General features: G+C 35.1%; 14 protein-coding genes. 12 read left to right on the forward strand and 2 right to left on the reverse strand.

Going from position 1 to position 14,335, the window contains the following annotated elements:
* Positions 1 to 41: 41 nt before the first annotated feature.
* Positions 42 to 197 carry a DUF6132 family protein gene (locus PBV87_RS16230; RefSeq protein ID WP_154668813.1) on the reverse strand — a complete coding sequence of 52 codons (156 nt, stop codon included), beginning with the start codon at positions 195 to 197 and terminating at the stop codon, positions 42 to 44.
* 231 nt (positions 198 to 428) lie between these two features.
* Here PBV87_RS16230 and PBV87_RS16235 point away from each other — a divergent pair, with 231 nt between their 5' ends.
* From PBV87_RS16235 to PBV87_RS16245, 3 genes are all read left to right on the forward strand, one after another.
* Positions 429 to 2,903 carry a CoA-disulfide reductase gene (locus tag PBV87_RS16235; RefSeq protein WP_271012963.1) on the forward strand — a complete coding sequence of 825 codons (2,475 nt, stop codon included), beginning with the start codon at positions 429 to 431 and terminating at the stop codon, positions 2,901 to 2,903.
* Positions 2,904 to 2,992: 89 nt separating this feature from the next.
* Positions 2,993 to 3,577 carry a YeeE/YedE thiosulfate transporter family protein gene (locus tag PBV87_RS16240; RefSeq protein WP_271012964.1) on the forward strand — a complete coding sequence of 195 codons (585 nt, stop codon included), beginning with the start codon at positions 2,993 to 2,995 and terminating at the stop codon, positions 3,575 to 3,577.
* A gap of 1 nt (position 3,578) precedes the next feature.
* Positions 3,579 to 4,148 carry a YeeE/YedE thiosulfate transporter family protein gene (locus PBV87_RS16245; protein ID WP_271012965.1) on the forward strand — a complete coding sequence of 190 codons (570 nt, stop codon included), beginning with the start codon at positions 3,579 to 3,581 and terminating at the stop codon, positions 4,146 to 4,148.
* A gap of 52 nt (positions 4,149 to 4,200) precedes the next feature.
* Here the strand turns inward: PBV87_RS16245 and PBV87_RS16250 are convergent, their stop codons facing one another.
* Positions 4,201 to 4,884, reverse strand: coding sequence for a Crp/Fnr family transcriptional regulator (locus tag PBV87_RS16250; protein WP_271012966.1), 684 nt, complete (start codon positions 4,882 to 4,884; stop codon positions 4,201 to 4,203).
* Positions 4,885 to 5,054: 170 nt separating this feature from the next.
* Here PBV87_RS16250 and PBV87_RS16255 point away from each other — a divergent pair, with 170 nt between their 5' ends.
* The 9 genes from PBV87_RS16255 to PBV87_RS16295 all read left to right on the forward strand — a co-directional run bounded on the left by PBV87_RS16255 (position 5,055) and on the right by PBV87_RS16295 (position 14,333).
* Positions 5,055 to 5,372, forward strand: coding sequence for a rhodanese-like domain-containing protein (locus tag PBV87_RS16255; RefSeq protein WP_271012967.1), 318 nt, complete (start codon positions 5,055 to 5,057; stop codon positions 5,370 to 5,372).
* Positions 5,373 to 5,412: 40 nt separating this feature from the next.
* Positions 5,413 to 7,113, forward strand: a complete 1,701-nt coding sequence (locus PBV87_RS16260; protein WP_271012968.1) for an FAD-dependent oxidoreductase — start codon at positions 5,413 to 5,415, stop codon at positions 7,111 to 7,113.
* Positions 7,114 to 7,248: 135 nt separating this feature from the next.
* Positions 7,249 to 7,620, forward strand: coding sequence for a TfoX/Sxy family protein (locus tag PBV87_RS16265; RefSeq protein WP_271012969.1), 372 nt, complete (start codon positions 7,249 to 7,251; stop codon positions 7,618 to 7,620).
* 13 nt (positions 7,621 to 7,633) lie between these two features.
* Positions 7,634 to 8,401 (forward strand): sugar phosphate isomerase/epimerase family protein, encoded by a 768-nt coding sequence (locus PBV87_RS16270; protein ID WP_271012970.1) that lies wholly within the window; start codon positions 7,634 to 7,636, stop codon positions 8,399 to 8,401.
* Positions 8,402 to 8,425: 24 nt separating this feature from the next.
* A complete protein-coding gene (gene yfcE / locus PBV87_RS16275; RefSeq protein ID WP_053984072.1) occupies positions 8,426 to 8,968 on the forward strand; it encodes a phosphodiesterase in 543 nt (180 codons plus the stop codon).
* Positions 8,969 to 9,223: 255 nt separating this feature from the next.
* Entirely contained in the window at positions 9,224 to 10,549 is a 1,326-nt protein-coding gene (locus PBV87_RS16280) for an amidohydrolase (RefSeq protein ID WP_271012971.1), read from the forward strand.
* The gene (locus PBV87_RS16285; RefSeq protein ID WP_271012972.1) at positions 10,543 to 11,673 is read left to right on the forward strand and encodes a BMP family ABC transporter substrate-binding protein; all 1,131 of its coding nucleotides are present in this window, start codon (positions 10,543 to 10,545) and stop codon (positions 11,671 to 11,673) included. The genes PBV87_RS16280 and PBV87_RS16285 overlap by 7 nt, the downstream gene beginning before the upstream one ends.
* Before the next feature lie 37 nt (positions 11,674 to 11,710).
* On the forward strand, positions 11,711 to 13,267 hold the full coding sequence (locus tag PBV87_RS16290; RefSeq protein ID WP_271012973.1) for an ABC transporter ATP-binding protein: 1,557 nt from the start codon (positions 11,711 to 11,713) through the stop codon (positions 13,265 to 13,267).
* A complete protein-coding gene (locus tag PBV87_RS16295; protein ID WP_242847658.1) occupies positions 13,260 to 14,333 on the forward strand; it encodes an ABC transporter permease in 1,074 nt (357 codons plus the stop codon). The genes PBV87_RS16290 and PBV87_RS16295 overlap by 8 nt, the downstream gene beginning before the upstream one ends.
* Positions 14,334 to 14,335 lie beyond the last annotated feature (2 nt).

Raw genomic sequence — 14,335 nt, forward strand, 5'->3', positions numbered from 1 at the left:
TAAAAGGCAAGACTCTTAAATAGAGTCTTGCCTTTTAGTTATTAAGCAGCTAGAAGTATGCCTAGAAAGATGCCATAAAGAATAGAGGCATAAGGGCTAGAAGTAATAGGACAGCTACCTGAGGAGCAGCCAATAAGTTTATAATAGCCCAAACCAAGTAGGCCGCCTATTAATGGGAAAGTTAATGTCTGTAACATAGAAATGCTCCTTTTGAATGTCTGAAAATGGAATAAGGCAAGTATAGATGATAAATGGATGAAATTCTGTAATTAAGTTACAGAGAAAACGTGTTGAATGTAACTTAATCACAGAAAATAAAAATAAAAATGGCTAAAATAGGGATATACATTTAAATTAAAAAGTTGAAGAAATAGCAATACAAATATAAGCGTTTAAGTAACGTTATAATAAAGAATAGGAGTGAAAATATGGGCAAAAAGGTCATTATTGTGGGTGGTGTAGCAGGTGGTGCATCTACTGCTGCTCGACTTAGAAGATTAGATGAGTCTATAGAAATCATTATATTTGAAAAAGGTGAATATATTTCTTTTGCAAACTGTGGATTACCTTATTATATCGGTGATGTTATTGGTGAACGTAGTCAGCTTATTTTACAAAGTGTAGAAGAAATGAGCCATAAATTTAATTTAGATATACGTGCATTAACTGAAGTGGTCAGCATTGACCGAGTAGGTAAAAAGATCGTTGCAAAAAATCTTCAATCAGGTGAAAGTTATGAAGAAAGTTATGACCAATTAGTACTTTCTCCAGGTGCTCATCCTATTGTTCCAAAGATTCCAGGTATAGAGGCCTGTAAGAATTTATTTACATTAAGAAATATACCAGATACAGATGCAATTAAGGCCTATATTGAAAAAGAAAAACCTAAACGAGCTACTGTAATCGGTGGTGGCTTTATAGGGCTTGAAATGTTAGAAAACTTACATGAGTTGGGGGTAGAGTTAACACTTGTTGAAGCAAGTAATCAGGTTATGGCGCCATTAGACCCTGAAATGGTAAGTATCATTCACTCTCATTTAATAGATAAAGGTGTACATCTTATTCTAAGTAACGGTGTAAAAGAATTTGAAGATGAAGGAAATAAGATTATTTTACAAAATGGTGAAGTAATAGAAACAGATTTTATTATTCTTTCTATTGGTGTAACACCGGAAACGAGTCTTGCAAAAGAAGCTGGACTTGAAGTGACACCACGTGGGTCAATTCTTGTCAATGACTATATGCAAACATCAGATGAGTCAATCTATGCACTAGGTGATGCAGTTGCAGTAAATGACTTTGTAAGTGGAGAACAAGTGATGATTCCATTAGCATGGCCAGCCAATAGACAAGGACATATTGTTGCAAATAACTTATGTGGACGTAAGGAACGTTATAAAGGAACACTGGGCTCATCAGTAGCCAAAGTTTTTGATTACACAGTTGCTACAACAGGCAATAACGAAAAAACATTAAAACGTCTAGGGAAAAATTATCAAGCACTACACATTCATCCAGGTTCTCATGCAGGTTACTACCCAGGTTCTTTCCCAATTGCTTTTAAACTTCTCTTTGATAAAGAAACGGGGCGTGTTTTAGGTGCTCAGGGTGTAGGGATGGAAGGTGTAGAAAAGCGTATTGATGTACTAGCAACAGCTATTAAAGCTGGATTTACAGTTTATGATTTACAAGATGTAGAACCATGTTATGCACCACCTTATAATTCAGCTAAAGATCCTGTCAATATGATGGGGTATTATGGGAGCAATATTTTAGATGGATTAGTAGAAGTTATACAATGGGATGAAATAGATGAAGCTGTGAAAAATGGAGGTGTTATTTTAGACGTTAGAGAAGAATTTGAACTTGCAACGGGTGAAGTACCAGATGCAATTCATATGCCGCTGGGGCAAGTTCGTGAACGTATGGAAGAGCTTCCAAAAGATAGAATCATTTATGTTACTTGCCAAGTTGGGCAAAGAGGTTATGTAGGGTGTAGATTATTAAGTCAATATGGATTTAAGTGCAAAAATATTGATGGCGGTATTAAAACCTATTTATATATGCAACGTGGAGAAAAAGATTACAACGCACAACAAATAAAAGAAAAAAACAATCCACCAAGTCAAGTTGAGCATGTAAAGGAGAATGTAACTATGGAAGCAAAGTATCAATTGAATGCTTGTGGCTTACAATGCCCAGGACCTATCCGTAAAGTATTTGAGCAGATGAATACCATGGAAGAAGGAGAAATTTTAGAAGTAAGTGCGAGTGATCCGGGCTTTTCAAAAGATATTGGTGCGTGGTGTGAAAAAACCCATCATACACTTTTAAAGGCGGAGTATGTAAAGGAACGTAAAGCTTTTGTAGCCACGATTCAAAAAGGCGCACAAAAAACAGAGGCACTATCTTGTTCAGTAGCAAGAAATGATAAAAATGGTGCTACACTTGTTGTATTTAGTGGAGACTTGGATAAAGCCATAGCTTCTTTTATTATTGCAACAGGTGCAGCTTCTATGGGAAAAGAAGTGACTATGTTCTTTACTTTCTGGGGACTTAGTATTTTAAAAAGTAAAGATAGACCTAAAGTGCAAAAAGATACAATGGAAAAAATGTTTGATATGATGTTGCCTAGTCATACAGATAAATTAGGCCTTTCTAAAATGAATATGGGAGGTATGGGACCAGCTATGATCAAGCAGATTATGAAAAAACACAATGTAGATAGCTTAGATACATTAATTGAAAATGCTATTAAAATGGGTGTAAAAGTAGTTGCTTGTGCCATGAGTATGGACTTAATGGGTATTAAAAAAGAAGAGTTTATTGAGGGGGTAGAAATTGGTGGAGTAGCATCCTACTTAGGAGCAGCAGAAGAGTCAGGTCTGAATTTATTTATTTAGATAAATAGGAATTGTGATGTAGTTACAGAATGAATGATAAAATAAGGGCATAATAAAACTAGGATAAAATTTAAAGGAGTGAATGTTAAATGAAAGATTCCAGTTGGCTAAAAAATGCCCTTTTATTAGGACTTGTTTTTTTCTTAGCAATTTTTATTATGAAACCAGTAGGTGTTTCAACACAATTTAGTGTATTAAGTGGTATGGTGCATAGTACCATAGAGCCCAATGTGATTACAGCAGACCCTACTCGTGAAAGTGGTTATAAAAGTAGTAATGCCTACTATGACAAGAGTGAAGGAAAATTAGCAGGGCATATCAAAAATCCTTGGAACTATGATTTTGTCTTTGTATTAGCCATGCCATTAGGGGCTTATATGGCTTATCTTCTTAATCGTAAGAAGCAACCTTCACATATGGCAAACGTAGGAGAAAAGCAAAATATTCCAGGTTCAAAACAAAGTTTTATAAGATACTATTTACCAAGTTTTATAGGTGGTTTTTTAATCTTATTTGGCGCTAGAATGGCAGATGGTTGTACAAGTGGACATATGATGAGTGGTATGATGCAAGGTAGTGTAAGTGGTTATATTTTTGCTGGTGCTGTATTTGCAGTAGCCATTCCAACAGCTTTACTTGTGGATGCGTACAATAAAAGAAAGGTAGGGCGATAAGATGAATATCTTTTTTGGAGTTATTTTAGGAGGATTATTCGGCGCTGTACTTTATTATGTTGGTGCATCTCATCCACAAAAACTTTTAAGCATGTTACGTTTTCAAGACTTAAGCTTAATGAAAATTATTTTCTTTGCAATAGGATTTGCAAGTGTTCTTCTTTCTATTGCAAGTTTAGTAGGGATTTTTGATCCTTCTCATTTAAGTATTAAATCTACACATTTAGGCGTCGTTATTGGTGGTCTCATTTTTGGTATAGGTTTTGGTGGACTAGGAACATGTCCAGGAACTTGTGTAGTAGCTACCTCTAGTGGCGGATTCAAAAAAGCGATTGTAGCAGTATTAGGGGGACTCATAGGTGCATTTGTATTTTCAATAAGCTATGGGCCACTCAAAAATATGGGATTATTTGATACAATGAGTTTAGGTAAACTTACATGGTTTAATATATCAGACCAATTCCCATCAGTATTTAGCATAGGGTATAGTGGATTACTTGGGGTAGGCATCTTATTTATGTTGATTGCAGTAAGCCTTCCACTTCATCCCTTTACAAAAAATAAAAATTAAAAGGAGTTTAGTAATCGTAGTGATTACTAAACTCCTTTTGCTTATCGTAAGATTAATGTGTGAAAAAGCGTTGTTTAAGAGCAGCTTTATCTGTAATAGTTACACCACCACGAGAGAGTTTTACAAGTCCTTCTTGCTCAAAGTATTTTAACATTCTAGAAACAACTTCTCTTGCACTGCCAATATATTTAGCAATCTGTTCATGGGTAAACTTTAAAGTAGGACATCCACATTTTGCAGATTCATCAAGTAAAAAGAGTGCTAAGCGTTCATCAAAACTCATAAAGAGCATTTGTTCCATAGCCCACATCACATCTGAAAAACGTTCCACAGTGGTTTTGTTAGAAAAGTTTTCAACATAGATATTTTCTTTAATAAGTTGAGAGAAAATAGAAGTATGAATGAGTAGGGCCTCTGTATCTTCTTCTGCATCAATATGCACATCGAAAGTAATATGATTTAAAATACATGAAGCAGAAAGGGTACATAAATCACCTCCAAAAAGGCGATAGAGTGTAATATCTTTACCTTTTTCGGAAAGCATATAAGTACGTAAAGAACCGTTTTTGATTAATATAATTCCGATACAATCCTTATCACCACTATGTAGTGTCTGCCCTGCTGAAAAATGAACCAAATGGGTGTGTTCAAAAAGTAAAGTTTGTTGGCTAGGAGTGAGATGCTCCCAAAAACTTAAATGTTGAACTAAAAAACTTTGATCTTCTTGAGAAATCATAATAGGCCTACCTTTCTTCTTTTTATAGATATAGTATAAAAGGAAAAAAGTTTTTATGCTAGCCTTCAATAGAACTTAGTGACTGTGTCACATACAACATTTATAAATGGCGTTATAATGAAGATATATTAAGGTTACATTAGAGCAGCAATACAAGAGGAGGAAACAAAATGTTTTCATTTTTAAAGAAAGATTATCATACTATTTTTGTAAATGAATTAGACGATTTAATTGGAAAAATTAATTTAATAGATATACGTGAACCAGGTGAGGTGGGGTTTGGAACCATCCAAACAGCTACGAATATTCCAATGGGAAATTTATTAGAGCATCCAGATAAGTATTTAAAAAAGGATCAAACTTATTATTTAATGTGCCAATCAGGTATGAGAAGTGCACGTGCCACATCTGCTTTAAAAAAGGTGGGTTATAACGTGATTAATGTAAAAGGTGGCTATGGTGCTTATGGAGGTAAATATACAAAATAATAAAAGGTTAAAGATTTTAACATTAAAGGAGTGAATAAGAATGAGCAAAAAAATAGTCATAGTAGGTGGTGTTGCAGGTGGTGCTTCAGCAGCTGCAAGATTACGTCGTTTAGGTGAAACAGATCAAATTATTATGTTTGAGAAGGGACCGCATGTCTCTTTTTCAAACTGTGCACTCCCTTATCATTTAAGTGGAATCGTTGAACCAGCAAGTAAACTTGTATTAATGAATCCAGATAAATTTAAAAAGCAATATCATATAGACGCACGTATTAATCAGGAAGTGATAGGGATTAATCGTAAAGAGAAAACAGTTACCGTTAAGAACCATGTAACAGGAGAAAAGTATACAGAAACATATGATAAACTTATTCTATCTCCAGGTGCGAAGCCCGTTGTACCGCCATTCAAAGGAATGGATACACTACCTATTTTCACTATACGTAATGTGGTAGATATTGAGAAGCTTAAAACATATATATCGGCACACCAAGTGAAAAAAATCACTGTGATTGGTGGTGGATTTATTGGAATAGAAGCTGCAGAAAATTTACAAGAAGCAGGGTATGAAGTAACGGTTATAGAAGCGGCAACACAAATTTTAAGACCTTTTCATGAAGATATTGTTCAAATTTTCCATAAAGTATTAATGGACCATAAAGTTCATTTAGTCTTAGGGCAACCAGTAAGTCATTTTGAAGAGGGAAAAGTTGTTCTTAGTTCAGGTGAAGTGATAGAGGCAGAAGCAGTTGTTATGGCAGTGGGGGTTAAGGCAGAGAGTGAGCTGGCTAAAGTGGCAGGTTTAGAAGTAAGTACAAATGGTTCTATTCAGGTAAATGACCTTTATGAGACAAATGATCCAGATATTTATGCCATAGGAGATGCCATAGAAGTTACACATGAGTTAACAGGACAAAAGACAAAGTTAACATTAGCTGGTCCAGCACAAAAGGAAGCACGTCTCGTGGCAGATGCCATTCATGGTAAAAAGGTCGTACCACAGAGCTATATAGGAAGTTCTGCAATTAAAGTATTTGATTACAATGGAGCAAGTACAGGACTTAACGAAGGATTAATTGAGACCTTAAACTTAGATATTCAATATGATAAAGTGTACTTTATATTAAGTGATAAAGTGGGGATTATGCCTGACAGTCATCCGATGTACTTCAAACTCCTTTTTGAAGTGCCAAGTGGTAAAGTATTAGGTGCTATGGCAGTTGGAAAAGGTAATGTAGATAAACGTATTGATGTCATTGCCACAACGATTAAGTTTGGTGGCACAGTCTATGATTTGAAAGAATTAGAGCTTTGTTATGCACCTTCATTTGGTACGGCAAAAGACATTGTCAATTATGCAGGGCTTATTGCAGACAACTTATTGGCTGGAGACTTTAAACAAGTTTCGGTGGATGATGTAAGACCACTCTTAGAAAGTGGTGCAACATTTATAGATGTAAGAGAGCCTGGAGAATACAAATTAGGTCATTTAAAAGGTGTTCAAAATATTCCACTGAGTGAATTACGTGAACGTCTAGATGAAATCCCACAAGATCAGCCAGTATATATTCACTGTAGAACGGGTCAACGTAGTTATAATGCCGTATTGGCATTGCAACAAAGAGGGTTTAATAATGTAGTAAATGTAACAGGAGGATTTTTAGGCATTTGTGCCTATGAATGTTTCAAAGATCAGCAAACAGCAAGAGAACCCATTGTTACAGCATATAATTTTAAATAGTTTGAAGAAGGTTACTACACCGAGTGTAGTGACCTTCTTTTTATATTCACCTCTTTACGCATAGTATGACAAGGTTTATTATAGAACATATACAAGAGGGAATTTTTACTAGGTTTAAAGAAGGGAGGAAAGTAGATGGCTTCATCTGTAGAATTTGTAAAGTATGTATGTGAAAAGTTAAAGGTTGCAGGAGAGATTACTTTTAAGAGAATGTTCGGAGAATATGGTTTATACTGCAATGGAAAATTTTTTGCTTTAGTCTGTGAGGATCAACTGTTTGTAAAACCCACACAAGAAGGTCGACAAATACTTGAACAATATAATCATGAAATAATAGAGGGAAGCCCTTATCCAGGGGCAAAACCACACTTTATATTAGATGATTTTGAAGAAGAAGTATTTGTAAGAGCCTTTATGGGTGTAACTTATGAAGCGTTGCCTTTTCCAAAACCTAAAAAGGAAAAGGCAAGTAAAAAGATTAAAGAAGAAAGGTTACCTTTAATTTAAATGGAGGTATAATATGATCTATATTTCACAGTTATTAGAAACACCTAGGTTGATAAAAATACTGGAGGAGTATGCTATAGGATTAGAAGTGATTAGTTTTAGTATTGGCTATATTCTAGATGATTTAGAGACCTCAATTAAGCATTATCAAAAGGCGTTTTTAGAACTACCATTAGGTACACCACTTACTTTTCATGGGCCATTTCTAGATTTATTACCAGGAAGTTGTGATGCTAAAGTACAAGCATTGGTAAAAGAAAGATTTGAAGCAGCCTATGAAGCGGCCTTAAGTTTTGGTGTGAATCAAATGATTTTCCATACAGGATATATGCCCAATACTTACCCAGATCAGTATTGGCTTCAGAATGTAATAGATTTTTGGAGAGCCTTTTTAAAAGATAAGCCAGATGACTTTACAGTTTATATTGAGAATGTGTTAGATTTAGATTGGAAGTTGATGCAACGGTTAATCGATGAGATTAATCATCCTAGTTTAAAAATATGCCTGGATGTAGGACATGTACATGCTTATAGTCCTTACCCAATAGAAGAATGGATAGAAGCATTAGGGGAACGTATAGGTTATGTTCATCTCCATAATAATGATAAAAGTCGTGATGCCCATGGTGGATTATTAGAAGGTACGATTCCTATGGAAATGATTTTGAAATTATTAAAAGAAAAGGCACCTCATGCACATTGGAGTTTAGAAGTATCTGATGAACAAGCCTTAAGGGCGTCACTAGACTGGTTAGTACACAATAAGTTGATGAGCAAGTAAATAAAGAATTGAAGGGAGAAATCAATGAAATACTTAATTTTTTCAGATATACACGGATCAAGTAGCTGTACCAAAAGAATGTTAGAGATTTTTGAAGAAAAAAATTGTGATCTAATGCTTATATTAGGTGATGTATTGTATCACGGCCCACGTAATCCTCTGCCAGAAGGGCATAATCCAAAAGAAGTGGTAGAACTTCTTAATACTTATAAAAATAAAATTGTATGTGTGGGAGGAAACTGTGATGCAACAGTAGATCAAATGGTGCTAAACTTCCCATGTCTTGCTGAGTATACAATCATTATGGACCAAGGCATTAAACTTTTTGCGACCCATGGACATCACTATAGCCCAGAACAGCTTCCTGTATTAAATCAAGGAGATGTATTCCTTTATGGACATACACATCTTTGGGAAATAGAAGAAAAGGAAGGCGTTATTCAATGCAATCCGGGCTCTATTAGCTTACCGAAAGAAGGGCGTCCAGCAACTTATGCACTTTATGAAAATAGGAAGTTAGAAGTTTACACATTAGACGGCGAATGTTTAAAGGCTTTAATGATATAAGACTAAAACCAACAATTTCTTTTGAGGTAAGAGAAGTTGTTGGTTTTTTATTGTTTGGAAATAGACAAACAATAAAGATAAGAAATAAAAGAATTATATTATTCTTAAAAAATAACTAAAATGTATAAAAAAGGAACTTTTTGTAAGAGCACAAAAAGGTATTGCCTATAATATAAAAATCGAATATTATTGTCTTAGAAGTGATGAAAGTTCGGAAAAAGCATTTAGCATAGGAGACTTAGAAGGAGATTTGACATGAAAACAAATGCAAAACAAGTAGCTATGCCGATTATTGAAAAAGTAGTTGATATAGCTGAAGAAATTTTTAAAAATCCAGAATTAGGTTATAAAGAAGTAAGAACAGTAGGAGAAATTATAAAGTTTTTAGAAGCTTACAATATTCCTTATACAAAAGAAGTTGCTTATACAGGGATTATCGCAACAATAGATAGTGGAAAGGAAGGTCCACATATTGGTTTAGTATGCGATTTAGATGCAGTACCAACTAATGGACATCCTTACTGCAATCCACAAGACAACGGTGCACATACATGTGGGCATTACGCACAAATAGGTGTTATGTTAGGTGTACTCGGAACCATTAAAGAAGCAGGCATTGTGGAAGCATTAGGCGGTAAAGTGAGCTTTATTGGAACACCAGCAGAAGAGTTTGTAGACTTTGATTATCGTCATGAGCTCATGGCACAAGGTAAAATCAAATATGCATCTGGAAAACAAGAAATGATTCATTTGGGTGTATTTGAAGATGTAGATTTAGTTCTATCTTGTCATACACTTGGAACAGGCATGCCATATGATGCAGAAATAGATGCAACATTAAATGGATTTATTAAAAAACGTGCAGTATTCCATGGTAAGGCAGCTCATGCAGGTGCTAATCCATCACAAGGAATTAATGCTTTAAATGCAGCGAACTTAGCAATGACAGGGATTAACTTCTTAAGGGAAACATTTAAAGAAGAAGATGCCATTCGTGTACACTTTATGCTTGTTGAAGGTGGACAATCTGTTAATACCATTCCGGAGCGTACTACATTAGATATGTACATACGTGGAAAATCTGTAGAGGCGATTATGAATGCCAATGAGAAAGTAGACCGTGCTCTAAGAGCGGGTGGTCTTGCTATAGGATGTGATGTAGAAATTACAGATACACCTGGTTACTTCCCATTAAGACAAGATCGTAACCTGACTAAAGTAGTTGAAGATAATATGCGTCACTATATTCAGGCAGAACGTATTTTAAGAGATGGGCATGGATTTGCTTCTGGTGACATGGGAGATATTTCTATGATTATTCCAACTGTTGAAATTGGAACAGGTGGATTTGTAGGAACAATGCACGGCAAGGATTTCCAAACAGAAGATGCTAATATGGCTTACAATATTCCAATTCACTATTTCATTGGTACGATTGTAGACTTATTAAGTGATAAAGGGCAAAAGGTTTATGAGATTAAAGAAAACTTTAAGCCAATTTTTACAAGAGATGAATATCTTAAAACATTAGAAAACTTAAATCAAACTAGAATGTATAAACTGGAGGACACAAAATGTTAAACAGAAAATTTGGTAGTTTATTATTAGCAGGTATGATGATGGTAACAACACTTGTCGGATGTAGCAGTGGTGAAGGGACAACACCAGCAGGTGAAAGTCAAGAAGCTACAGGTGAAAAAGTAAAAGTAACCCTTTTAGTAACAGGTTCTCTAGGAGATAAAGCATTCAACGATTCAGCTCAAGCAGGTATGGAGAAAATTAAAGCAGAATTTGGTGATCAAGTTGAAACAGAAACCATTGAAATTGGTTTTGATAAAACAAAATTTGAACCAGCACTTATTGACGTATCAGAATCAGATACAGATATTATCGTAACAGGTCCATGGGATATGAAAGAACATATCGAAAACAATGCACCTTTATACCAAGACAAAAAATACATCGTGTTTGATACAGATGTAGCTTATGATGAATATGACTTAAACAACGTATATTCAATGAGTTATAAACAAAATGAAGCTGGTTTCTTAGCTGGTGCACTTGCTGCACTTGCAACAACTTCAGATATGGAATTTGCTAATGCAGACAAAAAAATTGGTTTCGTTGGTGCACGTGATACATCACCAGTTATCAATGACTTCTTAGTAGGGTATATCCAAGGTGCACAATTTATTGATCAAGAAATGAAAGTAGAAGTTTCTTATGTAGGTTCATTCACAGATACAGCAAAAGCAAAAGAATTAACACTTGCACAATATGCAAAAGGTGTAGATGTTGTATTCGTAGCGGCAGGTCCAGCTTCAACAGGTACAATCGAAGCAGCATCATCAGCTAAAAAATATGTTATCGGTGTAGACTCAGATCAAGCTTTAGCTTATGAAGGTAAAGAAGAAGCAAACCATATCATTTCTTCAGCACTTAAACGCTTAGATACATCGATTGCACGTGGTGTAGAATTATATCTTCAAGATGGTTTAACATTTGGTGCACACGAAGAGTTAGGGCTTAAAGATCAAGCTGTAGGGCTTGCAAATAATGCAATCTATGAAGCTGTTGTAACAGAAGCTATTCGTACACAAGTAGAAGAAGTAGAGCAAGCTTTACTTAATGGAGAAGTAGAACTTAAAACAGCACTAGGTATGTCTCAAGAAGACTTACAAGCAATTATCAAAAGTGTACAATAAGTAAGAAGGTATACTACAAAGCATAGGGGTGAATGAAATGAAAAAGCCAATAATACTAGAAGTGAAAGACTTAACTAAAGTTTACCCAGGTGGAGTAGTTGCAAATCATGAGGTAAATATTAGTATTGAAGAAGGTGAAATTCACGCACTTATTGGAGAGAATGGTGCAGGAAAATCAACTTTAATGAAAATGCTATTTGGAATGAACGCACCTACAAGCGGTAAAATCTATGTAAAAGGTGAGGAAGTGCACTTTACTTCCTCAAAACAAGCGATAGAAAAGGGAATTGGGATGGTTCATCAACATTTTATGTTGGTGCCATCTCTTACTGTTGCGGAGAATTTAGTCCTTGGACATGAACCTAAAAAGGCAGGCATCATTAACCGTAAACAAGCTATTGCAATTACGGAAGAACTTTCAAAACGTTATAACTTAGAAGTGAATGCAACAGAGTTAGTAGCCAATATTTCCCTGGCAATGAAACAAAAATTAGAAATTTTAAAAGCGCTTTATAGAGGTGCTAAAATTCTTATTTTAGATGAGCCAACAGCTGTTTTAACACCACAAGAAACAGATGAACTTTTTGAACAGCTTAAATTACTTCGTGAAAAAGGACATACGATTATCTTTATTTCACATAAGTTAAATGAAGTAAAAGCTTTAAGTGACCGTCTAACTGTTTTACGTGATGGTAAAACAATGGGGACACATCCGGTGAGTGACTTAACAGAACAAGAGATTTCACGTCTTATGGTAGGGCGTGATGTCAGCTTAGATATTCCAAAGGAAGAATCTAAGTTTGGAAAAAGCGTTTTAAATGTTAAGGACTTAACGTATACAAACAAATTTGGAAAGAAAAAGGTAGACCATATTTCTTTTAGTGTAAAAGAAGGACAAATACTTGGTATTGCAGGGATTGATGGCAATGGTCAGTCAGAACTTATTGAAACAATCGTTGGAAGCTTAAAACAAGATCAAGGAATGATTACACTTAAAGGTGAAGATATTTCTCATATGAATATCTTAAAGCGTCAACAAGTTGGTTTATCTCATGTATCTGAAGATCGTATGGTATTTGGAGCAGCACCTAAATTATCTTTAGAGGATAATGCCATCTCAAAAGTCTATCGTACAAATGAAGTGAGTAAATTTGGCTTGTTAGATGCTAAAAAAATTAAAGCTTTTACAGATAGGATTCTTTTAGATTTTAAGGTAAAGCATAGTTCAAGTAAACAAAGTATTAAAGAACTTTCTGGAGGAAATATTCAAAAGCTTATTGTTGGGCGTGAATATGTATACGATCCAGAGCTCTTCATTATTAATCAGCCAACACGTGGGATTGATGTAGGCGCCATTGAGTTTATTCGTCACAAAATTATTGAGTTACGTGCTAGAAAAAAAGCAATCTTACTTGTATCTGCAGACTTAGGTGAAGTTTTATCACTAAGTGATACAATTATTGTTATGAATGAAGGTAAGATCGTAGGTTACATTGAAGATGTAAAAAATGTAACAGAAAATGATTTAGGACTTTATATGTTAGGTGTTAGAGTAGATGCACCAGAAATTATTGGAGGTGCATACAGTGAGTAATATAAAAAATTGGTTTGACAAAAATAGTTTTAATGCACTAAGACTGTCTGTAGCAATTGCCATTGCACTTGCTATATCTACAGCAATTGTTTTCTTAGTCAGTGAGACACCAGTAGAGGCACTAAGTGCGTTATTTACAGGCCCACTTGGTTCAAAGCGTCACTTCTTTAATGTATTAGAAATGGCAACACCACTTGCCTTTACAGGTTTTGCACTAAGCTTAATTTATCAATCAGGCAACTTTTCAATGATAGCAGATGGTTCATTATATTTAGGGGCGGTTGTAGCTTCAGTTATTGCTATTAAGCTACCACTACCTGCAGGGATTCATCCTATTGTAGCTATTGCAGTAGCAGCAGTAGTAGGTGGTTTAATTGGTGCAATTCCAGCACTATTAAAAGTAAAGTATAAGTCTAATGAACTTGTAACTTCTCTCATGCTAAACTATGTATGTTTCTACTCAGGTCTTTATGTGGTAAACCGTTTTATCATTGACCGCCAAGCAGGAAACTTTGCATCTTTGAAATTTGAAAAGACTGCAAGTCTTGGTAAGATTGTAGAAGGTACACGTCTCCATTGGGGATTTGTTTTAATGCTTATTGTAGGGATTCTTCTTTATATTTTTGTGTATAAGACAAAGTGGGGGTATGAAATTCGCCTTGTAGGAAGTAACTTAGAATTTGCTAAGCATACAGGAATTAATACAGCTAAAGTCATTATTATGACACAAATGTTAGCAGGTGCCATTGCAGGTATGGGCGGTGCTAGTGAAAAACTAGGAATGTATACACGATTTGGTTGGGCAGATGCACCGACGTATGCTTGGGATGGCGTTATTATTGCTATACTTGCGGGTAACAATCCAAAGTTTGTACCGTTTGCAGCCTTCTTTTTAGCTTATATCCGTGTAGGTGCAGATATTATGTCTAGAAAGAGTGACGTACCTAATGAGCTTATTGCCATTATTCAAGGAATCATTATCTTATTGATTACAGCGGAGCGATTCCTCTATGTTGTTAAACAGCGTCAAGAATCTAAAAAAGCACTAGAAAATTATTCATCATAAGG

Source organism: Holtiella tumoricola (assembly GCF_027857615.1).
Taxonomy (GTDB): domain Bacteria; phylum Bacillota; class Clostridia; order Lachnospirales; family Cellulosilyticaceae; genus Holtiella; species Holtiella tumoricola.

What these genes read in the sequence shown, in the direction of transcription:
- PBV87_RS16285 (WP_271012972.1), top strand. Translation starts at nt 10,543, where the DNA reads ATGTTAAACAGAAAATTTGGTAGTTTATTATTAGCAGGTATGATGATG.
- PBV87_RS16250 (WP_271012966.1), bottom strand. Translation starts at nt 4,884, where the DNA reads ATGATTTCTCAAGAAGATCAAAGTTTTTTAGTTCAACATTTAAGTTTT.
- PBV87_RS16255 (WP_271012967.1), top strand. Translation starts at nt 5,055, where the DNA reads ATGTTTTCATTTTTAAAGAAAGATTATCATACTATTTTTGTAAATGAA.
- PBV87_RS16235 (WP_271012963.1), top strand. Translation starts at nt 429, where the DNA reads ATGGGCAAAAAGGTCATTATTGTGGGTGGTGTAGCAGGTGGTGCATCT.
- PBV87_RS16290 (WP_271012973.1), top strand. Translation starts at nt 11,711, where the DNA reads ATGAAAAAGCCAATAATACTAGAAGTGAAAGACTTAACTAAAGTTTAC.
- PBV87_RS16245 (WP_271012965.1), top strand. Translation starts at nt 3,579, where the DNA reads ATGAATATCTTTTTTGGAGTTATTTTAGGAGGATTATTCGGCGCTGTA.
- PBV87_RS16260 (WP_271012968.1), top strand. Translation starts at nt 5,413, where the DNA reads ATGAGCAAAAAAATAGTCATAGTAGGTGGTGTTGCAGGTGGTGCTTCA.
- PBV87_RS16280 (WP_271012971.1), top strand. Translation starts at nt 9,224, where the DNA reads ATGAAAACAAATGCAAAACAAGTAGCTATGCCGATTATTGAAAAAGTA.
- PBV87_RS16240 (WP_271012964.1), top strand. Translation starts at nt 2,993, where the DNA reads ATGAAAGATTCCAGTTGGCTAAAAAATGCCCTTTTATTAGGACTTGTT.
- PBV87_RS16230 (WP_154668813.1), bottom strand. Translation starts at nt 197, where the DNA reads ATGTTACAGACATTAACTTTCCCATTAATAGGCGGCCTACTTGGTTTG.
- yfcE (WP_053984072.1), top strand. Translation starts at nt 8,426, where the DNA reads ATGAAATACTTAATTTTTTCAGATATACACGGATCAAGTAGCTGTACC.
- PBV87_RS16265 (WP_271012969.1), top strand. Translation starts at nt 7,249, where the DNA reads ATGGCTTCATCTGTAGAATTTGTAAAGTATGTATGTGAAAAGTTAAAG.
- PBV87_RS16270 (WP_271012970.1), top strand. Translation starts at nt 7,634, where the DNA reads ATGATCTATATTTCACAGTTATTAGAAACACCTAGGTTGATAAAAATA.